Annotated in this window: 19 protein-coding genes; 9 read left to right on the forward strand and 10 right to left on the reverse strand. The window is 71.9% G+C overall.

Annotated elements, in window-relative coordinates; all coding sequences use genetic code 11:
- The first annotated feature begins 93 nt into the window (after positions 1-93).
- On the forward strand, positions 94-1,719 hold the full coding sequence (locus KJK29_RS36375; RefSeq protein ID WP_215123492.1) for a family 43 glycosylhydrolase: 1,626 nt from the start codon (positions 94-96) through the stop codon (positions 1,717-1,719).
- On the opposite strand, the gene KJK29_RS36380 is transcribed toward KJK29_RS36375, so the two are convergent.
- The 6 genes from KJK29_RS36380 to KJK29_RS36405 are packed head-to-tail and all read right to left on the reverse strand — an operon-like array spanning position 1,682 to position 9,521.
- Positions 1,682-2,380 (reverse strand): TetR/AcrR family transcriptional regulator, encoded by a 699-nt coding sequence (locus tag KJK29_RS36380; protein ID WP_215123494.1) that lies wholly within the window; start codon positions 2,378-2,380, stop codon positions 1,682-1,684. The two genes, KJK29_RS36375 and KJK29_RS36380, sit on opposite strands and share 38 nt — an antisense overlap.
- Positions 2,347-4,353, reverse strand: a complete 2,007-nt coding sequence (locus tag KJK29_RS36385; protein WP_215123496.1) for a CocE/NonD family hydrolase — start codon at positions 4,351-4,353, stop codon at positions 2,347-2,349. Before KJK29_RS36385 ends, KJK29_RS36380 begins: the two co-directional genes overlap by 34 nt.
- A complete protein-coding gene (locus KJK29_RS36390) occupies positions 4,350-6,098 on the reverse strand; it encodes a dipeptide ABC transporter ATP-binding protein (protein WP_215123498.1) in 1,749 nt (582 codons plus the stop codon). Before KJK29_RS36390 ends, KJK29_RS36385 begins: the two co-directional genes overlap by 4 nt.
- Positions 6,098-6,982, reverse strand: a complete 885-nt coding sequence (locus KJK29_RS36395; protein ID WP_215123500.1) for an ABC transporter permease — start codon at positions 6,980-6,982, stop codon at positions 6,098-6,100. Before KJK29_RS36395 ends, KJK29_RS36390 begins: the two co-directional genes overlap by 1 nt.
- Entirely contained in the window at positions 6,979-7,935 is a 957-nt protein-coding gene (locus tag KJK29_RS36400; RefSeq protein WP_215123502.1) for an ABC transporter permease, read from the reverse strand. The genes KJK29_RS36395 and KJK29_RS36400 overlap by 4 nt, the downstream gene beginning before the upstream one ends.
- A 2-nt stretch (positions 7,936-7,937) precedes the next feature.
- Positions 7,938-9,521 carry an ABC transporter substrate-binding protein gene (locus KJK29_RS36405; RefSeq protein WP_215123504.1) on the reverse strand — a complete coding sequence of 528 codons (1,584 nt, stop codon included), beginning with the start codon at positions 9,519-9,521 and terminating at the stop codon, positions 7,938-7,940.
- A gap of 236 nt (positions 9,522-9,757) precedes the next feature.
- Here KJK29_RS36405 and KJK29_RS36410 point away from each other — a divergent pair, with 236 nt between their 5' ends.
- Complete coding sequence (locus KJK29_RS36410; protein WP_215123506.1) at positions 9,758-10,516, forward strand: IclR family transcriptional regulator; 759 nt, start codon at positions 9,758-9,760, stop codon at positions 10,514-10,516.
- A gap of 115 nt (positions 10,517-10,631) precedes the next feature.
- On the forward strand, positions 10,632-11,846 hold the full coding sequence (locus KJK29_RS36415) for a PP2C family protein-serine/threonine phosphatase (RefSeq protein WP_215123508.1): 1,215 nt from the start codon (positions 10,632-10,634) through the stop codon (positions 11,844-11,846).
- On the opposite strand, the gene KJK29_RS36420 is transcribed toward KJK29_RS36415, so the two are convergent.
- Complete coding sequence (locus KJK29_RS36420) at positions 11,813-13,075, reverse strand: acyltransferase family protein (RefSeq protein ID WP_215123510.1); 1,263 nt, start codon at positions 13,073-13,075, stop codon at positions 11,813-11,815. The two genes, KJK29_RS36415 and KJK29_RS36420, sit on opposite strands and share 34 nt — an antisense overlap.
- 83 nt (positions 13,076-13,158) lie before the next feature.
- Here KJK29_RS36420 and KJK29_RS36425 point away from each other — a divergent pair, with 83 nt between their 5' ends.
- The gene (locus tag KJK29_RS36425; protein ID WP_215123512.1) at positions 13,159-16,866 is read left to right on the forward strand and encodes an nSTAND1 domain-containing NTPase; all 3,708 of its coding nucleotides are present in this window, start codon (positions 13,159-13,161) and stop codon (positions 16,864-16,866) included.
- Between the two features lie 4 nt (positions 16,867-16,870).
- On the opposite strand, the gene paaK is transcribed toward KJK29_RS36425, so the two are convergent.
- Both paaK and paaI read right to left on the reverse strand, forming a co-directional pair.
- Positions 16,871-18,172 (reverse strand): phenylacetate--CoA ligase PaaK, encoded by a 1,302-nt coding sequence (gene paaK, locus KJK29_RS36430; protein ID WP_215123514.1) that lies wholly within the window; start codon positions 18,170-18,172, stop codon positions 16,871-16,873.
- Positions 18,169-18,606 carry a hydroxyphenylacetyl-CoA thioesterase PaaI gene (gene paaI / locus KJK29_RS36435; RefSeq protein ID WP_215124580.1) on the reverse strand — a complete coding sequence of 146 codons (438 nt, stop codon included), beginning with the start codon at positions 18,604-18,606 and terminating at the stop codon, positions 18,169-18,171. Before paaI ends, paaK begins: the two co-directional genes overlap by 4 nt.
- A gap of 198 nt (positions 18,607-18,804) precedes the next feature.
- Here paaI and paaA point away from each other — a divergent pair, with 198 nt between their 5' ends.
- Genes paaA through paaE form a run of 5 tightly spaced genes read left to right on the forward strand, consistent with a single transcriptional unit; the run spans position 18,805 to position 22,546 of the window.
- Positions 18,805-19,791, forward strand: coding sequence for a 1,2-phenylacetyl-CoA epoxidase subunit PaaA (paaA, locus tag KJK29_RS36440; protein ID WP_215123516.1), 987 nt, complete (start codon positions 18,805-18,807; stop codon positions 19,789-19,791).
- Positions 19,788-20,084, forward strand: a complete 297-nt coding sequence (gene paaB, locus KJK29_RS36445) for a 1,2-phenylacetyl-CoA epoxidase subunit PaaB (RefSeq protein WP_215123518.1) — start codon at positions 19,788-19,790, stop codon at positions 20,082-20,084. The genes paaA and paaB overlap by 4 nt, the downstream gene beginning before the upstream one ends.
- 10 nt (positions 20,085-20,094) lie before the next feature.
- Positions 20,095-20,922, forward strand: a complete 828-nt coding sequence (paaC, locus tag KJK29_RS36450) for a 1,2-phenylacetyl-CoA epoxidase subunit PaaC (RefSeq protein WP_215123520.1) — start codon at positions 20,095-20,097, stop codon at positions 20,920-20,922.
- Positions 20,916-21,431 carry a 1,2-phenylacetyl-CoA epoxidase subunit PaaD gene (gene paaD / locus KJK29_RS36455; RefSeq protein ID WP_215123522.1) on the forward strand — a complete coding sequence of 172 codons (516 nt, stop codon included), beginning with the start codon at positions 20,916-20,918 and terminating at the stop codon, positions 21,429-21,431. The genes paaC and paaD overlap by 7 nt, the downstream gene beginning before the upstream one ends.
- Positions 21,431-22,546, forward strand: coding sequence for a 1,2-phenylacetyl-CoA epoxidase subunit PaaE (paaE, locus tag KJK29_RS36460; RefSeq protein WP_251058029.1), 1,116 nt, complete (start codon positions 21,431-21,433; stop codon positions 22,544-22,546). Before paaD ends, paaE begins: the two co-directional genes overlap by 1 nt.
- A 33-nt stretch (positions 22,547-22,579) precedes the next feature.
- Here paaE and KJK29_RS36465 read toward each other — a convergent pair whose 3' ends face one another.
- On the reverse strand, positions 22,580-22,882 hold the full coding sequence (locus KJK29_RS36465) for a hypothetical protein (RefSeq protein WP_215123524.1): 303 nt from the start codon (positions 22,880-22,882) through the stop codon (positions 22,580-22,582).
- Positions 22,883-22,921: the final 39 nt, after the last annotated feature.

Raw genomic sequence — 22,921 nt, forward strand, 5'->3', positions numbered from 1 at the left:
TCAGGTGGGCGTTGCTCGCGAACGTATTCGACGTTACGGTCCTGCGGTGATCGCCCGGCGTACGCCGGAGCGGGCGTCACGAGGGGACATCGCATGCGAAACCGGTCGGCCGGCGTCATCCGCAACCCGGTGCTGCCCGGGTCCCACCCGGACCCGTCGATCCTGCGGGTGGGGCCGGACTTCTACCTGGCCACCTCGACGTTCGAGTGGTATCCGGGCGTGCGCCTGCACCACTCCACGGACCTGGTGCACTGGCGCCCCCTCGGCGGCGCCCTCGACCACACCCGCCTGCTCGACCTGACCGGCTGCCCGGACTCGGGCGGCGTCTGGGCGCCCAGCCTCACCCACGCCGACGGCCTGTTCCACCTCGTCTACAGCAACGTCTCCACCTACGTCGGCGGCTTCACCGACTGCCCCAACTACCTGATCACCGCTCCCTCCATCGAGGGCCCCTGGTCGGATCCGGTACCCCTGCACGCCCGGGGCTTCGACGCCTCCCTCTTCCACGACGGCTCCGACAGCCGGCTGCTGAACCTGGTCCACGACTGGCGCCCCGGCCACGGCGGCTCGGCGGGCCTGGAGGCCCGGCGCTACGACCGTGCCGCACGCCGCCTCGTCGGCGACCCCGTGCGGATCGGGCTGCCGCCGCAGTCCGGCTGGATCGAAGGCCCGAACCTCTACCGCCGGGGCGACTGGTACTACCTGCTCACCGCGGACGGCGGCACGGGCTACGACCACCAGGTCACCGTCTCCCGCTCGCGCACCCTGACGGGCCCCTACACTCGCGACCCCGACGGCCCGCTCCTCACCGCCCGCGACCATCCCGACCTACCGCTGCAGAAGGCCGGGCACGGCAGCCTGGTGGAGACCGGCGACGGCGACTGGTACCTGGCCTACCTCGTGGCCCGGCCCCTCGGGCGGCGAGGACCGTGCGTCCTGGGCCGGGAGACGGCACTGGCACCCGTGATCTGGACCGCCGACGAATGGCCCCGTGTCGAGACCGGCCTGCCCGCGCTGGAAGTTCCGGCCGGCATCTCCAGGGCGGGCGAGGACCACACGGACGCGGAGGACACCGACGGATTCGACGGCCCGGCCCTGGGCCCCCAGTGGTCGACCCTGCGCCGACCTCCGACCCCCGACTGGGTCTCGCTCACCGAACGCCCGTCCCATCTGCGGCTCCGGGGCGGCCGGTCACCGCAGAGCCTGGTCGAACCCAGCCTGGTGGCCCGCCGCGTGACCGGGGCGCGCTGCTCGTTCGAGGCGACGATGGAGTACCGGCCGGAGGCGTTCCAGCACCTGGCCGGGATCACCGCGTACTACAACACCCGCAACTGGTACTACCTGTACGTCACCGTGGACGACGAGGGTCAGCCCGTCCTGCGCGTCGCGAGCTGCGACCGGGGCGTGCTCAGCGTCGACGAAACCGGCCAGGCGCAGCTCGGCCCCGCCGCACGACTGCGGCTCGGCCTCGACTTCGACGGGGCCGACCTGCGCTTCCGGTACGACACCGGCCGGGGCTGGGAGCCCTTCGGTGCCGTCCTGGACGCCACCGTCCTCTCCGACGAGCACGCCGAGCACATCGAGGACGGACAGATCCGCTCCCTCGGCTTCACCGGCGCGTTCGTCGGCCTGTGGGCCTGGGACCTCGGCGGGGGCGGGCACCCTGCCGACTTCGACGAGGTCACCTACCGGGCTGGGGAACAAGCTCCCGTTCGATGAATCGGTTGAGGTGGTGCCGTGCCTGCTGAGTGGTCAGGGGAGGTGCCTGGCGCAGGCGTTGCAGGGCGAGGCCGTCGGCGAGGGCGGCGAAGCGGGCCGTGAAGCCGTCGAGGTCGTCGCCGATGAACTCGCCGTCTGCGACGCCCCGTTCGGCCAGGGCGCGGATCTGCCGGTGCCAGGCCGCGTACCGGTCGGCCTGCCCCCGGGCGAAGGTCTCGTCCGTGCTCTGCTCGCCCGCGTGCCAGAAGTCGAACCACATCCGCCAGTGCCGGTCGGTGTCCTCCGTGAACAGTGCGTCGACGAGCAGCCTGAGCGCCTCGGCCCCGCTGGTCGCGTGCTCGGCGGCCTCGCTGAGCGCCGCGTAGTACTGCTCGATGTGCAGCACCATGGCCTCGGAGAGGACTTCCTGCACACTGTCGAAGTGGTACGTGACCGTGCCGACGGACACTCCGGCCGCCGCTGCCACGTCGCGCACGCCGACCGACTTGTAGCCGCGCTCCGCGATCAGCGGCACGGCCGCGTCGACGATGAGACGCCGCCGCACCTCGGTGGGCTGCCGGGTCCGGTCCCGGGCCGCGACGGCACGGCGCGGGCCCTTCCCGCCCTGCCGCGGCTGCTCGGCGGCGGTCATCCCGATGTCCTCGGGGTGGTGCGGTGCCATGCGCGCTCGGCCACTGTCTCTCCGTTCCCCCGTGCCTCGATACGGCTGTCCATGATGAACTCCGCGGCCGTGGCGCGCAGCTCCGTCCGGGCCATGATCTCAGCGTCCCAGTCATCGCCGCGCCGCAGCCGGATGCGCCACTCGGAGACGGCCCGCGCCGACAGCGGATCGTCGGTGCGGATGGTGTACGTCTCGCGGGCGCTCTCCTCGTAGCGCAGCCCGTCCGGGTACGTCCGCGACCCCCCGTATCCGGGGTCGACGTCCAGGGTCCACTCGCCCTTGGCGACGTCGTGTGTGACCAGCCGCTCGGGGCGGGGGTCCGGGGGAGTGTCGTAGGTGACCGGCATCGGTACCGCCTGCTCCGGTTCCTCGAAGCGGACGGCGGCCTCGTCGGCGGCCTCGCGCACCGGCAGCAGGACCGCGCTGTCGGCCGGGACGACGTGCAGCGCCCCGCGTTCGCCGTGCGGCCAGACCCAGGGCCAGTACGCGTCGGAGACGGCGACACGGACGCGGTGGCCGGGCGGGAAGGCGTAGCCGATGCCGTTGAGCTCGAACTCGACGTCCTCGTACGTCCCCGGAGTCCACTCGACGGCGTGTTCGCGGCCCTTCCTGCTGAGCAGGTTGAGCACGCCCCGGGTGACGAGTGTGGACGAGCCGTCGGGAGCGACATCGCACACGCGGGCGATGACATGGGCCCGCGGTGTGTCGCTGTCGAGGCGGAGCCGGACACGCGGCCGGCCGAGGATCTCCACGCGCTGCTCCAGGGGCGCGGAGTCGAAGCAGACGGACCGGCCGTCCTCCTCGCGCTGGTCGGGCGGCAGGTCGGCGGCGTTGCCGAACGGGAAGAAGCGTCCGGCGTCGAGCCCGGTGTGCAGCGGAGAGCGCACCACGACCGGGTCGCGGCCCTCGCCCAGCGGCCGGGTGTCCCAGGTGACGTCGGGGCTCGGCCACTCGGCGTCGGTCACCCAGCGGCCGGGCATCTCCTCGTGCGACGGGGAGGGCGGTACGGGGTCGTTCAGCCAGGAGCGCAGCAGCGGCTCAGCCATGACGCCCGTGTCGACGCCCTTGAGATGCTGGTCCCACCAGCGCAGGGTCTCCTGGAGGAACCCGATCGCCGGTCCGGGCGGCAGCCCCCGGTCGGGGTACTGATGCGACCACGGCCCGACGATGCCCCGCACCTGATCGCCGGGGAGGTGCTCCACGAGCCGCAGCACGGTGTCCCGGTACGGGTCGTTCCAGCCGCCGACCGCGAGGACGGCCGCGTCGATCGCCGTGTAGTCCTCGCAGACGCTGCCGTGCCGCCAGTAGTCGTCCCGCTGCTGATGCTCCAGCCAGGTGTGCAGGAAGGGTTCCAGCGCGTCCAGGCGCTCGCGCCACATCGGCAGCCAGCGGTCCGCGCCCACGCTCGCGGGGTCCGGCGGGCGTGCGGCGAAGGCCAGCATGGTGCCGGCCCACGCGAGCATGTCGATACCGAGGACGGCACCGCCCGTGTAGTGCACATCGTTGTCGTAGCGATCGTCGGTGGAGCAGACCGTCACGACCGCCTTGAGCGGCTCGGGGGCGAGGGCGGCGATCTGGAGGGAGTTGAAGCCGCCCCAGGAGATGCCGAACATGCCGACCTTGCCGGTGCACCAGGGCTGCGCGGCGAGCCAGTTGACGACGTCCACGCCGTCCGCGAGTTCCTGGGCGTCGTACTCGTCGCCCGGCGTGCCCTCGCTGTCGCCGTGGCCTCGGACATCGACCCGGACGGAGGCGTAGCCGTGCCCGGCGTACCAGGGATGGCGCTGGGCGTCGCGCGGGGCGGTCCAGTCGCTCTTGCGGTACGGCAGGTATTCCAGCAGCGCGGGGACGGGGTCCGACTCGGCGTCGGCCGGGCGCCAGATCCGGGCGTGCAGGCGGGTGTCGCCGTCCCGGGTGGGGATCCACACGTCCTCGCGGACGACCTGGCGTTCGAACCGGTCGCGGTACTTCACGAAACTCCTTCTGCGACGGGAGAGGTCGGGGTGTCGTCGGGGGTGCCGGCGGGCCGCCAGCGGCGCACGCGGTGGCCGTCGCCGTGGTCGGTCCACACCTCGCCCTCCCGGGCGGCGTCAGCCCAGTCGGGGGCCGCCTCCACCGGCGGCTGGGCGTCGGGGTCCGGTTCGAGGGCGGCCGCCATCAACTGCCGCGTGTAGGGGTGCCGGGGATCCGAGAAGACGGCTTCCGTCGGACCCTCCTCGACCACGACACCGCCCCGCAGGACGACGACACGGTCCGCGATGCCCCGGACCACGGCCAGGTCATGGCTGATGAACAGACAGGCCAGGTCGCGTTCCCGGCGCAGATCGTCGACGAGGTGCAGCACATCGGCCTGGACGGAGACGTCCAGCGCGGTGGTGATCTCGTCGGCGATGAGGACGTCCGGCTCGCCCGCCAGCGCCCGTGCGATGCCGATGCGCTGCCGCTGGCCGCCGGAGAGCTGCGCGGGCAGCCGGTCGGCGAAGGCCGGGTCCAGACGTACGTCCGCGATGAGCCGCCGGGCGCGCTCGGCCGACTCCGCCCGGCCGCCGGCCGTGCCGAAGAACCGCAGCGGACGCCGGATGGCGTCGCTCACCGAGCGCCGGGGGTTGAGCGAGGTGTCCGCGTTCTGGAAGACCAGCTGCACCCGCCGCCGCAGGGACATCGGCCGCCGCTGCGCGGGCCGCGCCAGATCGCCCGACTCGTGTGTCATGGTGCCGCCGGACGGGGTGCGCAGCCCCGCGAGAGTCCAGGCCAGCGTGGACTTGCCGCTGCCCGACTCGCCGACCAGGGCCAGGACCTCGCCGCGCCGGACCTCGAAGGAGACCCCGTCCACGGCACGGGAGCTGCCGTAGTCGACGGTGACGTCACGGGCCGAGACGGCGACCGGCGCGTCCTCGGGCACCACGGCCCGGGGCCGTATCTCGCGCTCGCCCGACTCCCGTACGAGAGCCAGACCGGCGTCGTCCAGACGGGGCACGCTCGCCAGCAGCCGCTTCGTGTACGGCTCCCGGGGCGTCGCGAACACCTGCCGCGTGGGCGCCGACTCCACCACACGGCCCGACTTCAGCACACACACCTCGTCGGCCAGGTGCGCGACGACGCCCAGATCATGGCTCACCAGCACGGCCGCCAGACCCAGTTCGTCGCGCAGGGCGGCGATCAGGTCCAGCACACCCCGCTGGGTGACGACGTCCAGGCCGGTCGTCGGCTCGTCGAGGACCAGCACCTTGGGGCGGGCCGCGATGGCCATGGCGAGGGCGACGCGCTGCTGCTGGCCGCCGGACAGCTCGTGCGGATAGCGGCGGGCCAGCTCGGCGGGACGCGGCAGCCGGACCTGGTCCAGCAGATCGGTGACGGGGATGTCGCCGCCCGCCTCCGCTATCTGCCGGCCGACGCGCATCGAGGGCGTGAGCGCCTGGCCCGCGTTCTGGGCGACCATGGCGACCGTCCGGCCGCGCAGCCGCCGCAGCTCGGGCGCGGACAGGGCGAAGACGTCCCGGCCGTCCACCGTCACCGAACCGCCGGTGACCTGGGAGCCGTGCCGCAGATGCCCGAGCAGGGCGGCGGCGAGGGTCGACTTGCCGCTGCCGGACTCGCCGACCAGCGCGAGCGTGCTGCCCGCGGCGGCCTCGACGGACACCTCGTGCACCACGGGGATCCGACGGCCGCCGGAGCGGTACGCCACGGACAGGGAGTCGACGGAGACGAGCGGGGTCATCACAGGCCCTCCCTGATCCGGTCGACGCCCCAGGCCTTGGAGAGGCCGTCGGCCGCGAGATTGAGTCCGATCACGAGCGTGGCCAGGGCGATGATCGGCGCGACGCTCGCCATCGGCACGACGGTGATGGCGGTGCGGTTCTCGGCGACCATCAGGCCCCAGTCCGGCGTCGGCGGGTCGGCGCCGAAGCCCAGGAAGGACAGCGAGGAGATCAGCAGCACGACCCAGGAGGCACGCATCGCGAACTCGACGCACACCACGTCGACGATGTTCGGCAGGACCTCCCGCCGCAGGATCGGCCAGGTGCCCTCCCCGCGCGCCCGGGCGGCGGTCACATAGTCGGCGGGCACCACCGCCAGGGCGGCGCCACGCACCACCCGCACCACCTGGGGCACGAACACGACGGCGACGGCGAGGACGATGACCGCCGGTCCGGTGCCGAGGGCGGTCACGACCACGAGCAGCGCCAGCACCGCCGGAATGGCCAGCACGGCGTCCAGCACCCGCCCGATCAGGTCGTCGAACCAGCCGCCGCGCAGGGCGGTCGCACAGCCGATGACCGTGCCGAGGGCGACGCTCACGACGGTGGCGGCGACGGACACCCCGAGCGCGTACCGGCCGCCGTACAGCACACGCGCGAGGACATCGCGGCCGTACTGGTCGGTGCCCGCCCAGTGCTCCCCGCCCGGACCGAGCAGGGCCTGCGAGGCGTCGCCCGCGATCGGATCGTAGGAGGTGAGCAGAGGGGCCAGCAGCGCGATCACGACATGGACGCCGACGATCGCCAGCCCCACGACGGCCGCGCGCGAGGAGCGCAGGGTGCGCCACACACGGGCGGCGCGCGAGGCCGGGGCGTCGGCCCGGACGGTGTCGAGCGTGGTCATCGGGTCCTCCCTCGGGTGCGGAGCCTGGGGTTGAGGGCCATGGCGCCGAGGTCGGCGGCGAGATTGCACACGACGTAGACGACGGCGCTGATCAGGGCGATGGCCTGGATGACGGGCAGGTCCCGGTTCTGCACCGAGGAGAGCATCAGCTTGCCGATGCCCGGGTAGTTGAAGACGTTCTCGACGACGGCGACACCGCCCAGCAGCCAGGCCACGTTGAGCGCGATCACATGCAGCACGGGCAGCAGGGCGCTGGGCAGGGCGTGCCGGGTGACGACCCGCCAGGTGGACAGGCCCTTGAGGCGGGCGGTGGTGACGTACTCGCTGGCCATCACGTCGATCACCGAGGTGCGGGCCATACGGACGATGTAGGCGGCCATCACCACCGCGAGGGCGAGCGCCGGGAGCCACACGGCGGGCAGGAGCTGGCCCACGGTGGCGTCGGGGCCGTAGAGGACGACCGCGGGGAACCAGGGCAGCGCGACCGAGAAGCACAGCACGAGGACGGTGGCCACGACGAACTCGGGGACGCTCATGCCGACGAGACTGACCGTCGAGATGAGGTGGTCGGGCCAGCGGTCGCGGTAGAGCCCGGCGAGGATGCCCAGCAGCAGCGAGCCGGTCACCGCGAACAGGATGGTGAGGGCCGCGATGAGCATGGAGTTGCCCAGGTACTGGGTGACCTCACCGCCGACCGCCGTCCCGGAGACCAGGGACGTGCCGAAGTCGCCGTGCAGGGCGCCCCACATCCAGTCGCCGTAGCGTTCGACGGCGGGCCGGTCCAGGCCGAGGCTGCCGCGCAGCTCGGCGACCGCCTGCGGGGTCGCGTCCTTGCCGAGGACCTGGGTGGCGACGTCCCCGGGCAGTGCCTGGACGGCGAGGAAGACCAGCAGCGAGGAGAGCAGCAGCGTGCCGAGCGCTGCCGCGATCCGGCGGGCTGTGAAGGAGAGCATGCTCAGGCCCCCTTCAGGCCGATGCCGAGGTAGTCGAACTCGAAGCCGTGCTCGGCGTAACCGCGCACCTTGCGCGAGATGCCCACGAGCCGGTCGGCGAACATCGGGGTCATCGCGCCGCCCTTGTCGATCACCCAGGTCTGCGCCTCGCCGTAGAGGTCACGGCGCCTCGCGTCGTCGGTCTCGGCACGGGCCCGGTCGAGCAGCGCGTCGAAGCCCTCGTCGGACCAGGCGGTCTCGTTGTACGAGGAGCCGCTGCGGAAGACCTGGTTGAAGAGCTGGTCCACGGGCCGGCCGGTGTACCAGTAGGTGGCCATCAGCGGCTGCTTCATCCAGATCTGTGTGTAGTACGAGTCCGCCGACGCCGTCTTGACGCGGATCCGGACGCCCGCCCGCTTCGCCGACTCCTGGTAGGCGAGCGCCATGGGTGTGAAGAGGGGGTCGTACGCGGAGGTGTACAGGTCGACGGCCAGGTCCTCGTGGCCCGCTTTCCTCAGCAGGTACCGCGCCTGCTCGGGATCGTGCTCGGGGTGCGCGGAGATGTGTGCCGGGTCGTCGGGGGGCACCGGGTTGTCCCAGCCGGGCCTGCCCGCGCCCTGCAGCGCGGCCTTCACGATGTGCTCGGGGTCGTAGGCGAGCTTCATGGCCCGGCGGACCCGGACATCGGTGAAGGGCTTGTCGGTGGTGAGCATCGGCAGCACGTACCACTGGGCGTTCTTCACCCGGGCGATGGTGGCGAGGTCGGAGGCGGCCACGACGCGGGCGGTGGCGAAGTCCAGGTTGGTCTGCGACAGCAGGTCGACCTGCCCGGCGAGCAGGGCGTTCGAGCGGGCCGACATGTCCGCGACCGAGTAGAAGGCGATCGCGTCGAGCACGGGGCGGCCCGCCCAGTGGTCCTTGTACGCGGTGACGCGGCCGGGGCCCGCCGGTGCGAAGGACTCCAGCCGGAACGGGCCGGTGCCTATGCCGGTGCGGCCGATCGACTTCCCGCTGCCCTCGGGGACGACGTAGCAGTTGTAGTGCGTGAGCAGGCTCGGGAACTCGGCGTTCGGCGACTTCAGCGGCACCACGAGGGTGTGCGCGTCGGGTGTGCGCAGCCGCCGCGGGTCGACGAGCGGGGCGAGGACGCCGGCCTGCGGGGACGCCGTCGCCTTGTCCAGGATGTGCCGCAGCGTGTAGGCGGCGTCGGCGGAGGTGAAGGCCCGGCCGTCGTGGAAGGTGACGCCCTTGCGCAGCCGGAAGGTCCAGGTGCGGGCCGCGCCGTCCGGCTCCCAGGACTCGGCGAGATCGGGAGCCACTTCGCCGTCCGCGCCGATGCGGACCAGCCGGTTGTAGAGGGCGCCCAGGTACTCGTAGGCGGACAGGGAGCTCGCCGGGTCGAGGGTCTCGGCGTCTGAGGCCGGTGGACGCGCGATCCGCAGGGTCCCGCCACGGTCGGGCGCGCCGCGCTGGGCGGCGGCCGGCAGGACGGGTGCGGCGGTGGCGCCCGAACAGCCGGACAGCAGCCAGGACGCGCCGAGCGAGGCCGCACAGGCGGTGCCCGCGGCGAGCACCGAGCGGCGCCCCGGGTGGTGCATGCCGGACATGAACCGACCTTCCCTGTCGCTATTCGTTCACTGAACGATTGAGTGAAGTCCGTGAACGATAGCGAGCAGGCGGTTTCCAGCCAACCCTTCCGGCTGTGAAGAAGTCGTCACAAACGCAACGGCGGCTCCGGGGGCGAGGGGGAGCCGAGTCGGTGCCGGCCTCCAGGCCGGAGGGTGGGCCGGGCCGGATGACCGGCCGCCTTGCCCCCTCCGTACGGCTGACGCAGGCTGGTCCTATGGCTGAGCAAGCCGGGCCTACGCTGATCACGTCCGTCCAGCGGGCCATGCGCCTGCTGGAGGCGGTCAGCGCGCACGAGAACGGCGCGCCGGCGAAGCAACTGGCACGCGAGACGGGCCTGCCCCTGGCCACCGCCTATCACCTGCTGCGGACCCTGGTCCACGACGGATACGTGCGGAAGCTGGACGACGGCGGCTTCGTCCTCGGCGACAAGCTGCAGACGCTCAAGACCACCGGCCGGGCGCAGGCGCTGCTCAGCCGCGTCCGCCCCACGCTCGGCGCGCTCCGGGACGAGCTCGCGTCGGCCGCCTACCTCACCTTCTACGAGGACGGCGAGATCCGGGTCGCCGAGATCGTCGACGGCCCCGGGACACCCCGCGTCGATCTCTGGGTGGGCTTCGAGGACGCGGGGCACGCGACCGCACTGGGCAAGACCGTGCTGCGGGAACTGGACGAAGAGGCCCGCAAGGACTACCTCTCCCGCCACCAGCTCGCCGACCTCACCCCGCGGACGATCACCAGCCTGCCGGAGCTGCTGCGCCGACTGGAGGCCGAGCCCATGGCCCCGGCCGTCACGGACCTGGAGGAGTACGCCCTCGGCACCGTCTGCGTCGCCGTCCCCGTCTACAGCGGGGACACGCTCGGGTCCCTCGGCGTCTCCCTGCCGGTGAACCGGTTCTCCCGGCTGCAGGAGGTCCGCGAGCGGCTGCTCCCGACCGCGAGCCGGGTCACCCGCAGCCTCTCGCTCACTATCTGAAAATCCGCTCCTTGCCGGTGCCCCAGGTCACCCCTTTATCTGGATGAAACAGACATTTCAGGGGTGTGCTTCCAGAGTCGCGCCCCGCGCACAGGTGAGGGACCCGGATACCAACATGAGCCATGCGCGTGACCTCGGTGCCGACCACCGGCCTGCGGGGCCGTCCAGCAGTCGAGTGGCCGGTGCCGGGGATTCGGCCCGCAGGCGCGCCTTCGCGCAGCTGGCCGCCGGTATGCCCGTCCTGCCCGTCCTGGTCGTCACAGCCGTCCTGCTCGCCGATCTCGCCGACGGCGCGGGGATGATCTGGCTGCCCCTGCTCGCCGCCGGCCCCGCCCTCGCGGCCACGACCAACGGGCCGCGCGGTGTCGTCTGCGTGGGTCTCCTCGCCGCGGTGCTCGGCGCGCTGCTCGGGGTCCGGGACGGCGTTCCGAGCCGTGAACTGGCCGCGGTACTGACGGCCCTGCTGGCCGTCACGCTCGCGAGCGGCCTGGCCAGTGTCCTGCGCGGGCGCCGCGAACGGGTGCTCGCAGCAGTCCGCTCGGTCGCGGAGACCGCCCAGCACGCGCTGCTCAGGCCCGTACCGGCGAACGTCGGTCCCTTCCAGGTGGCCGTCCGCTACAGCGCCGCGGCCGCCGAGGCCCGCATCGGCGGCGACCTCTATGCCCTGATACCCACCCGGCACGGGGTACGGCTGATCGTCGGCGACGTACGCGGCAAGGGCCTGCCCGCCGTGGGGACGGCCGCGCTGGTGCTGGGTGTCTTCCGCGAGGCCGCCCATGACGAGCCCGACCTGCTCGCCGTGGTCGAGAGGATCGAGCGCAGCCTGACGCGCAACCTCGGCCACGACGACTTCGTGACCGCCATAGTCGCCGGATATCCGTCGGGCGGGCATCTGGAGGTGGTGAACTGCGGGCACACGCCTCCGCTGCTGGTCAGCGCCTCGGGGCGCGTCACCCCGGTCGAGCCCGACCTGCCGTCCCCGCCCCTCGGCCTGCGCGCCCTGGCCGGTCACGCGCCCGGCCTCCAGGCCATCCCGTTCGCCGACGGCGACCAGCTCCTGCTCTACACCGACGGTGTCACCGAGGCCCGCGACCACGGCCGGACCTTCTACCCGCTCGCCGAAGGCCTGGAGCGCCATGTCTCCCACGAGCCGGCCCGCACCCTCGGCGCACTCCACGACGAACTGCTGGCCCACGTCGGAGGACGGCTGCACGACGACGCGGCCCTGCTCCTGATCCGCAAGCCCGCCGCGTCCGAGGCGGACGTCGCGGCGGCGATCGATCCGGGCAGCCCGGCTCAGGTTCCGGTGTGCGAGGCGGGGTGCCGCTGACGCTCGTCGCGTGGCCGCAGGCGGTGGGTGAGCCGGTGGCCCCAGGTCTGGCCGGGCATTTCGACGCGACGGTGGGTCAGCAGGCACAGGGGCAACAGCACGGCGAAGAACGCCACTTCCAGCGCGAGACTGTCCTGCCGCCGTCGGCCCATCGTGCCGTCGATCACCGCCAGCAGCACGGGGTGCACCAGATAGACCGAGTAGCTGATCGTTCCCAAGACGGTCAGCATCCGGGGTGCGCGTCGGCGGCGGAACCACAGTCCGGCGCCGAAGGTGAGCACGGCCAGCAGGAACGCGACGATCCAGCCGCGCCGAGTGAAGTGGTCACCGTCGCCGTACCGGTAGGCACTCCCCACGGCACAGACGACCACCAAGAGGGCAGTGACAGCCGTGGCGCGCCAGGTGCTCCGACCGTGCTCGGCACGGTGGACGGCGGTGCCGAGGAACATCACGGCGAGAATCACCAGACCCTCCCACACTGGGACCGTGCCGTTGAACAGGACCAGGACGAACGCCAGGACCCCGCCCAGCACACCTCCGAACACCCGCAGCGCGGGTGAGCCGGAACTCGCGCAGCCGATGGCGACCATCATGGCGATCGAGGCGCACGCGACCAGCGGGCCGGTGCCGACCAGCCCGGACAGAGCGGAGACCGGCAGCACCACCCCTGCCGCCACGCTCACGGCGGCGAGCCCGGCCAGGACGACCGAGACCGCCGAGGACCGCTGGTGCAGACGGACCGTGAACAGGGCGACGACCAGCAGGTAGAAGGACATCTCGTACGAGAGCGTCCACAGGACGAGCAGGAGATTGGGTGTCCCCAGTAACTCCTGGAGCATCGTGGCGTGGGCGACCGCCACGGTGACGACGCCCAGCCCACCGAAGTCACGCAACTCCGCGACGCCTATGAGGCCGAGGGCGCACAGCACGGCGACGACGGCCGCCCACAGCGGATACACGCGGAAGATCCGCCCGATCCAGAACGTCCGGACGCAGCCCCGGCGTTCCAGCGAGGCGGGGATGATGTAGCCGCTCACCAGGAAGAACACCATGATCCCGTAGCGGCTGGTGTTGAACTCGGGCATCAGCTCCCGCCTGAGTTCCGGCATGAAGGTGTACGACGAGTGGTCGAACACCACGACGAGTGCGGCGATGCCGCGCAACGCGTCCAGCCAGCCCAACCGCGAGAGATGCGTCGGGGCGGCGGGGACGAGGGGTGGGGATTCCATGCGGCCGAGTTCAGCGGCCGGATCATTGTTCGGCAGTACCGTTCTGGCGGCCTGACAATGGGCGGGCCGGAGGGGGTGCGGGCGTGGCGGGGCGGCATGAGGTGCCGGTGGATCCGGCGGCGGGTCCGGTGCAGCGGTTCGCGTTCGAGTTGCGCAAGCTTCGGGCGGAGGCGGACGGGATCACCTACCGGGCGCTGGCCCGGCGGGCGGGCTACTCGGTGACCACGCTGTCCCAGGCGGCGGGTGGCGAGCGGTTGCCGACGCTGCCGGTGGCCCTCGCCTACGCGGAGGCGTGCGGCGGGGACCCGGCCGAGTGGGAGGCCCGGTGGAAGGAGGCGGTGGAGGAGTCCGCCGGTGACGGCTCCCGGGGCGACGACGGATCCCTCCCGCCGTACCGGGGGCTGGCACGGTTCGAGACCGGGGACAGCGGGCTGTTCTTCGGCCGGGAGCAGCTCACCGACGACCTGGTCGAGCTGTTGCGCCGACGGCGGTTCGCCGCGGTCTTCGGACCCTCCGGCAGCGGCAAGTCCTCCCTGTTACGGGCCGGCCTGATACCCGTGCTCCGGCACGCCCAGGAGCCGGACCTGCGCCCGGCCGCGATCCGGATCCTCACACCGGGCGAACGCCCCGCCCGCAACCACGCATCCCTGTTGATCCCCGCGACACCCCCCGACGGCAGCGCCGGAGCGGACACCTTCCTCATGGTCGACCAGTTCGAGGAGGTCTTCACGCTCTGCCACGACCCGGCCGAACGCGCCCGCTTCATCGACCTGTTGCTGAGGGCCCGGCAGCCGGAGAGCCGCCTGCGGGTGCTGCTGGCGGTACGCGGCGACTTCTACGGCCGCTGCGCCGAGGCCCGCGACCTGGCCGACGCACTGCGCGACGCCAACCTCCTGGCCGGAGCGATGAGCCGGGCCGAACTGCGGGCCGCCGTCGTCAAACCTGCCCAGGCCGCCGGACTGACCGTGGAACGCGCCCTCACCGGCCGGCTGGTCGAGGAGGTCGCCGACGCGCCGGGCGGACTGCCGCTGCTGTCCCACGCGCTGCTGGAGACCTGGCGCCGCCGCCGCGGCAAGACACTGACTCTGGCGGGGTACGAGGCGGCCGGATGCCTGGACGGTGCGATCGCCCGGACCGCCGAGGAGGCCTACGGCCGGTTCACCGACGAACAGGCGACCGCCGCCCGCCGCGTGTTGCTCCGCCTGGTGGCCCCCGGCGACGGCACCCCCGACACTCGCCGTCCCGTCGACCGCGCGGAACTGCCGGGCACCGCCCAGGTGGTCGACGCACTTGCCGGGGCTCGGCTGCTCACCCTGGACGGTGACACGGTCGAGATGGCCCACGAGGCCCTGATCACGGCCTGGCCCCGGCTGCGGCGGTGGATCGAGGACGACCGCGAACGCCTGCGTGCGCACCGGGACCTCACCGAAGCGGCCCACGCCTGGCAGGAACTGGGTCGTGAGGAGGGCGCGTTGTACCGGGGGAGTCGGCTCGCCGCCGCCCGCGAGCACTTCGGTGACGCACCGCGCGAGGAGCTGACCGACCTGGAGCGTGCCTTCCTCGACGCGAGTGGTGGCCACGAGCGGAGGGGCCGTCGCCGGTACCGGCTGGTGCTCACGGCGGTCACCGCCGCGCTGTGCCTCGCGCTTGTCGCCGCCGGTCTCGCTGTGGGGCAGTGGCAGAGCGCGGTGAGTGCCCAGCATGTGGCCCAGTCACGGCAGTTGGCGGCTCAGTCCGGGGCGCTGCTGGATTCTGAACCTGATCTGGCTTCGTTGCTCGCTGTGCATGCGTACCGCATCAGTCCGACGCGTGAGGCCGCCGCGGCGCTGTATGCCGCTGCGGCGTTACCGCTGAGTGAGCGTCTGGTCAGCGGCACCGAGCCCGTGGGTTCCATCGCCCTCAGCCCGGACGGACGCACCGTCGCCACACACAGCAGAGATGGCAAAGTTCGGATCTGGGATCTGCCCGGAGGCCGACTCCGACAGACGTTCACCGGCCACGACACTGACCAAGTCGCGGCGTTCAGCCCCGACGGACGCACCCTCGCTGTCGCTATGGCCCGTGAATCCGGCACGGAGATAGGTATGTGGGATCCGGTCACCGGCAGGAAACTCGGGACCCTCGCCATCCCAGACGGTGCGGTAGGCGGGTTGGCCTTCAGCGCTGACGGTCGTACCGTGGCCGCCACCTCCCCGGCCGCTGTACGAGTGTGGGACGTGGCCACCGGCCGCACGAGGCACAGCTTCACCAGTCTCCCCGATCCGGAAGCCGTCTCCTTCGGCTCGGACGGACGTACCGTCGCCGCCGTAGGCTTCAACGGACTGGTGCGGGTGTGGGACGTTGCCACCGGCCGCACCCGGATCACCCACGACAGCCACATCGAGGGCCGTGCCGTGGCCATCAGCCCTGACGGCCGGACATACGTGTTTGTCCGCACCGACGGTTCGGTGCAACTGCGGGAGGTGGACACCGGCGCCCTCCGGCGCACCATCAGTGACGGTCTTCCCATGAACTTGGACGGACTGGCCTTCACCCCGGACGGGCGGACCCTCGCCATCCCGGACCATGGGGACACGGTGCACCTGTGGGACACCGCCTCCGGCGCGGCCCGAGGCACCGTGACCGCCGGTCGCCATGGGCGCGGACTCACGACGGTGGCCCTCAGTGCGGACGGCCGCAATCTGGTCACCAGCGGCAACTCAGACCCCACCATTCGCGTCCACCGTCTGACTGCGTATCACCCGCGTACCACTCTGCGAGGCCACGAGGGCGCGTACATCGCGGGCCTGGCATTGGGTCCGGATGGACGCACGGTTGCCGCGGTTCGCCAAGAGCGGCCCGGCCGTGGCTCGGTACAGCTTTGGGATGCCAGGACCGGCGATCGCGAAGCCACACTGACGCTCGACACCGGCCCGGTGCGCCGGGGAAACCGACTGCTGATCGCGACTTCTCGCCTCAAAGCCGCAGGGTTCGGCCCGACCGGGCGCGCCCTGGCCGTCCGGGCCACCGAGAACGGCGTGATCGAGGTCCGGGAGGTCGCCACGGGCCGCCTTCGCCAAAGCCGTGCCCGGGGCGACACCGGCGAGGCGGTCTTCAGCCCCGACGGAACACGGCTCGCGCTCATCGGCCATGACGGATCCGTTCGGATCTGGCACCTTTCGACCGGCGCACTACGCACCGTAGACCCGGGCCACGGCGAACCCGTCAGGACGCTGGCGTTCACCCCGGACGGCCGTACACTCGCCGTCGCGCACGTCCGGGCAGGCCACGAACAGGTCAAGCTGCTCGACGCAGCCAATGGCCGGACCCAGCGCATCATCAAGCCGAGCTCCCGAATGGTGCTGTCCCTCGCCTTCAGCCCGAACGGCCACACCCTGGCCACCGCGAGCAGCGCCAAGGGAACCGTGAAGACGTGGAACGCACGCACCGGTCAGCTCCAGGACAGCTTCAGTGTCAGCGGTGAGGTAGCGGCGCTGGCCTTCAGCTCCGATAGCCGCACCCTGGCGGCGAGCAACGAACGAGGAGTCCACCTCTGGGACCTCTCCACCAGCCAGATCAGAAGCACCCTGCCGACCCGCTCGCCCGCAGAAGCCGTGACGTTCAGCCGGGACGGTCACACCCTGGCCATCAGCGCGGGCACCTCCGTCGAGCTGTGGAACGTCGACCTCCCCGACCCGGCCCGCGCGATCCGCGACATCTGCGGGGCCATCGACACCACGCTCACCCCGCTGGAACGGTCCCGCTACCTGCCCGACCAGTCCGCTGAAACCGGCTGCCCGGCCGGGCGATAGGCCGTCACCGCAGATCCTTCACCCGCCGGAGCTTGCCCACCGACCGCTCCAGCGTCTCCGGTTCCACGACCTCCACGTCGACGGTGACACCGACGCCATCCTTGACGTCCTGCGCGATCGCACGGGCGGCGGCCTCGCGCTGCTCAGCAGCTGCGCCGGGGCGGCTCTCGACATGGACGGTCATGTGGTCCATGCGACCGCGCCGGGTCAGCTGGATCTGGAAGTGCGGGGCGACACCCGGCGTGCGCAGGACGATCTCCTCGATCTGGCTGGGGAAGACGTTCACCCCGCGCAGGATGATCATGTCGTCGCAGCGGCCGGTGATCTTCTGGATGCGGCGGAAGGCGGGCCGGGCTGTGCCGGGCAGCAGGCGGGTCAGGTCGCGGGTGCGGTAGCGGACGACCGGCAGCGCCTCCTTGGTCAGGGACGTGAAGACCAGCTCGCCCTCCTCGCCCTCGGGCAGCACCTCACCCGTGATCGGGTCGACGACCTCCGGGTAGAAGTGGTCCTCCCACACGTGCAGCCCGTCCTTGGTCTCCACACACTCCTGCGCGACACCCGGCCCGATCACCTCGGACAGCCCGTATATGTCGACGGCGTGGAGGTCCATGCGCTCCTCGATCTCGCGGCGCATCTCCTCCGTCCAGGGCTCGGCGCCGAAGATGCCCACCCGCAGGGACGTGGAGCGCGGGTCGACGCCCTGGCGCTCGAACTCGTCGAGGAGCGTCAGCATGTAGGACGGCGTGACCATGATGATCTCGGGCTCGAAGTCCTGGATGATCTGCACCTGGCGTGCGGTCATGCCCCCGGAGGCCGGGATCACCAGACACCCGGCGCGTTCGGCGCCGTAGTGCGCACCGAGGCCCCCGGTGAACAGGCCGTATCCGTAGGAGATGTGCACCTTGTGGCCCGGGCGTCCGCCGGCGGCGCGGATCGAGCGGGCGACGAGGTCCGCCCACATCGAGATGTCGTTCTCCGTGTAGCCGACGACCGTGGGGCGGCCCGTGGTGCCGCTGGAGGCGTGGACGCGGCTGACCTGGTCCATGGGGACGGCGAACATGCCGAAGGGGTAGGTGTCGCGCAGATCGGCCTTGGTCGTGAAGGGGAACCGGGCCAGGTCCTCCAGCGACCGGCAGTCCTCGGGTGTGACCCCGGCGGCGTCGAACTTCTTCCGGTACGTCTCCACGTTGTCGTAGGCATGCCGCAGGCTCCGGCGCAGCCGGTCGAGCTGGAGCTCGCGCAGCTGCTCGCGAGTGAGGCGCTCGGCGTCGTCCAGCAGGTCGTGGGGGAGCGGCTCACCGGTCATCGCGACTCCTTCGACGTCGTACGCGCGGGAGTGCTCGCTGCCGTACTCGCTGCCGTACTCGCACTCATGCTCCCGATGGTGCGGCTGCGCCCCCGGAACTCCGCGATGACCTCCTCGCCCCGCAGCACGCTCACGTCGTAGAGGCCGCTGCGGCCGAACCGGGTGCGTTCCTCGGCCCGCGCCACGAGCACGTCTCCCTCGTACGCCGGGGCCACGAAGGTGACGTCGGCCCCGGCCGCTACGGTCACCGGGCCGTGGCTGTTGCAAGCGCAGGCGAAGGCGCTGTCGGCGAGGAGGAAGACGTAGCCCCCGTGGGCGATCCCGTGTCCGTTCACCATGGCCGGGGTCACGGTCATCCGGAGCACGGCGGTCCCCTCGCCCTGCTCCAGCAGCTCGACACCGAGCCCGTGTGAGGCCCGGTCCGCGGCGAACATCGCCTCCGCGGCCGGCCTCGCGTCAGCGGTATGGGTCACCTCTCGCACCACCTTGTCTACCGACCGAACATTCGGTTAGCTTCGGCGTTGCCAAGTAATCCCATCGGCTCCGCGCATGTCAAGGGTCGGGGGCTTACCAAGGGGGCCTGGCCTGTCCTATCATGGACCGAACGAATGGTCGGTTGGGAAGTGGGACGGATGGATACGACACGCTCCAGCCCCGCGGGGACGGACGGCTCCGAGCCGGTTCTCCAGCAGCACTTCGACGCGACGATCGCGCGGGACCAGCGGATCGAACCGCGCGACTGGATGCCGGAGGGCTACCGGAAGACACTGATCCGTCAGATCGCGCAGCATGCTCACTCGGAGATCATCGGCATGCAGCCGGAGGGCGAGTGGATCACGCGCGCGCCGTCGCTGCGCCGCAAGGCCATTCTGTTCGCCAAGGTCCAGGACGAGGCCGGGCACGGGCTGTATCTGTACTCGGCGGCGGAGACGCTCGGCGCGGACCGCGCGGATCTCACGGAGCGGCTCATCGAGGGCCGCCAGAAGTACTCGTCGATCTTCAACTACCCCACGCTGAGCTTCGCGGACGTCGGGGTGATCGGCTGGTTCGTGGACGGCGCCGCGATCTGCAACCAGGTGCCGCTGTGCAGGTCCTCGTACGGGCCGTACGCCCGCGCGATGGTGCGGATCTGCAAGGAGGAGTCGTTCCACCAGCGGCAGGGCTACGAGCTGCTGATGACGATGATGCGCGGCACCGCGGCACAGCGGGAGATGGTGCAGGACGCGGTGGACCGCTGGTGGTGGCCGTCCCTGATGATGTTCGGCCCGCCCGACGACGCCTCGCCCAACTCCGCGCAGTCGATGGCCTGGAAGATCAAGCGGCACAGCAACGACGAACTGCGGCAGCGTTTCGTCGACATGACCGTCCCGCAGGCCGACAAGCTCGGCGTCACGCTCCCGGACCCGGAGCTCCGCTGGAACGAAGAGCGGGAACACCACGACTTCGGCACCCCCGACTGGGACGAGCTGATGCGGGTCATCAAGGGCGACGGCCCGTGCAACGACCAGCGGACGGAGCGGCGCCGCACGGCCCACGAGGAGGGCACCTGGGTGCGCGAGGCGGCCACCGCCCACGCCGCCAAACAGGCGGCCCGCGCACAGAAGGGAGCGGTGGCATGAGCGCCGCCGACAAGAAGGACTGGCCGCTGTACGAGGTGTTCGTGCGCGGCAAGCGCGGCCTGAACCACGTCCACGTGGGCTCGCTGCACGCCGCCGACGACCGCATGGCCCTCACCCACGCCCGCGACCTCTACACGCGGCGCAACGAGGGCGTGAGCATCTGGGTGGTGCTCTCCGGGCACATCACCGCCTCCACCCGCGACGAGAAGGACCCGTTCTTCGAGCCCAGCGCCGACAAGGTCTACCGGCACCCGACCTTCTACGACATCCCCGACGACGTCCCGCACATCTGAAGGAGAGGGCATGAGCGACGACCACGTCTACATGACCCTCGCCGAGGGACACGAGGACGACACCCGCTGGGCCTACGGCACCGGCTTCGAGGACCCGCTGCACGGCGTGGACACGACCGTGCCCGACGGTGTCGACGCCGGTGAACTGGCCGCCCTCTGCGTCACCCTGGCCGACGACGCCTTGGTCTCGGCGCAGCGGCTCGCCGAGTGGACCACCCGGGCCCCCGAGCTGGAGGAGGAGGTGGCCCTGGCCAACATCGGACTCGATCTGCTCGGCCAGGCCCGTCTGCTCTACGCCCGCGCCGGCCAGGTCGACGGCACCGGCCGCGGCGAGGACGCCTACGCCTACTTCCGGGACGCCGGCGACTTCCACAACGTACGCCTGGCCGAACTGCCCAACGGCGACTTCGCGTTCTCGACCGTACGGCTCCTGGTGTTCGCGAGCTGGCGCCTGGCGTACTTCGAGCGGCTCACCGCCCACCGGGACCCGGTGCTTGCGGCGATCGCCGCCAAGGGCGTGAAGGAGCTGGCGTACCACCGGCAGTACGCGGCCGAGTGGGTGGTCCGCCTCGGCGACGGCACCGAGGAGTCGCACAGCCGGACGCGCGCGGCGCTGGAACAGGTGGCACCGTATCTGGGCGAGCTGTTCACGGCGTACGACGTACGGGACGAGGTCGTCGCCGTCCTGCGCCAGGTCACCGAGGCGGCCGGACTGCCCATGCCCGTCTACCGGCCGCTGCCCGGCTCGGGCCGCACCGGCGAGCACACCGAGCATCTCGCCCCGCTGCTGGCCGAGTTGCAGGGCATCGCCCGCGCCCACCCGGAGGCGACATGGTGACGACACTCCTGGACGAGCGGCGGGCCCGGCGCATCGCCGAGCAGGTGCCCGACCCCGAGCTGCCCATGCTCACCCTGGCCGACCTCGGAGTGCTGCGCGACGTGTCCCTGACCCCGGACGGGACGGTGGTCGCGAGCCTCACCCCGACCTACTCGGGCTGCCCGGCGATGGCGGAGATGCGCGCCGGGGTCGCCGCCCGGCTGAGGGACGCGGGCTACGCGCGTGTGGAGATCCGCACCGTCCTCGACCCGCCCTGGACCAGCGACTGGATCACCCCGGACGGCCGGCGCAAGCTCGCCGAGCACGGCATCGCCCCGCCCGGGGCCGCGCCCGCGCGTAACCCCGGCCCAGTACCGCTCGTGCTGTCACCGACCCGCCGCTCGGTGCCCTGCCCGCGCTGCGGTTTCCACGACACCGAGGAGACCTCCCGCTTCGCCGCCACGTCCTGCAAGTCCCTGTGGCGCTGCCTCGCCTGCCGCGAGCCGTTCGAGTACGTCAAGGAGATCTGATGGACGACCTGATGGAGCCCGCCCCCGCCCCGGCGGCACGCGCGCGTGCCCGCCGACGTCCGGTCTTCCACCCCCTGCGGGTCGCCGCCGTGCGGCCGCTGTGCGAGGACGCGGCCGCCGTCAGCTTCGACATCCCGGCCGAACTCGCCGAAGAGTTCACCTTCGAGCCCGGCCAGTCGCTCACCCTGCGACGCGACATCGACGGCCGCGACGAGCGCCGCTCCTACTCGATCTGCTCACCCGCCGGCACCGCCCCGCGCATCGGCGTCCGGGTCGTACCGGGCGGCCTGTTCTCCTCCTGGCTGGTGCGCGACGTACGCCCCGGCGACACCGTCGAGGTGATGGCCCCCACCGGCGCCTTCACACCCGACCTCACCGCCCCCGGCCACCACGTCCTGATCGCCGCCGGCTCCGGAATCACGCCGATGGTCTCCATCGCCGAGTCCGTCCTGGCCGCCGACTCCCGCTCGACGGTCACCCTCCTCTACGGCAACCGCCGCACCGGCACCGTGATGTTCGCCGACGAGCTCGCCGACCTGAAGGACCTCCACCCGACGCGCTTCCAGCTCGCCCATGTCCTCTCCCGCGAGCCCCGCGAGGCCGAGGTGCTCTCCGGCCGCCTCGACGCCGACCGGCTGTCGGCCCTCGTCGACGCGCTGGTGGACGTGGACTCCGCCGACCACTGGTGGCTGTGCGGCCCGCACGGCATGGTCCGAGCCGCCCAGCAGGTCCTGACCGGCCTCGGCGTGCCCGCCGACCGCGTCCACCAAGAGCTGTTCTACGCCGACGACGAGCCCGTGCGCGAGGTCCACCACGCTGACACCGGCCCGACCGGCCCGGTCAGCCAGGTCACCGTCACCCTCGACGGCCGCTCCACCACCTCCGCCCTCCCCCGGGAACGGAGCATCCTCGAAGGCGCCCAGCAGACCCGCCCGGACCTGCCGTTCGCCTGCAAGGGCGGCGTCTGCGGCACCTGCCGCGCCCTGGTCACCGACGGCAAGGCCGACATGCGCCGCAACTTCGCCCTCGAACCGGCCGAGGTCGACGCCGGCTACGTCCTCACCTGCCAGTCGTTCCCGGTCTCCGACGCGCTGACGGTGGATTTCGACACCTGAGGTGCCGGTCGCCTTCTCGCAAGTGGGTGTTTCTCAGGGGGACTTCGCTTCGCCGAGACACTCCTCCGGCACGGCCACGTCCCCCACGATGACCGACTGGTACGCGACGTCCGGCGAGGCGTCGATCATGTCCTGCTGCTCGCGCCTGGCCTCGGCCCGGGCCTGCTCGATGGAGTCGTAGATCTCCTGGCAGTCGTACGTGCCGGTCGGTGTGGCTTCTTGGGCCGGAGTGTTTGAATCGTCCGTATAGGAACCGGAGTTGAGCGTGGAGGTGGCGGCGAGCCCGGCCAGGCACGCCCCCGCCCAGACGACGACGATCCGCCGACGGGTACTCAAGTGCCGCCCCTTCCATCGTGCTCGACCTTCATCGAACCC

Source organism: Streptomyces koelreuteriae, from assembly GCF_018604545.1.
Lineage (GTDB): Bacteria > Actinomycetota > Actinomycetes > Streptomycetales > Streptomycetaceae > Streptomyces > Streptomyces koelreuteriae.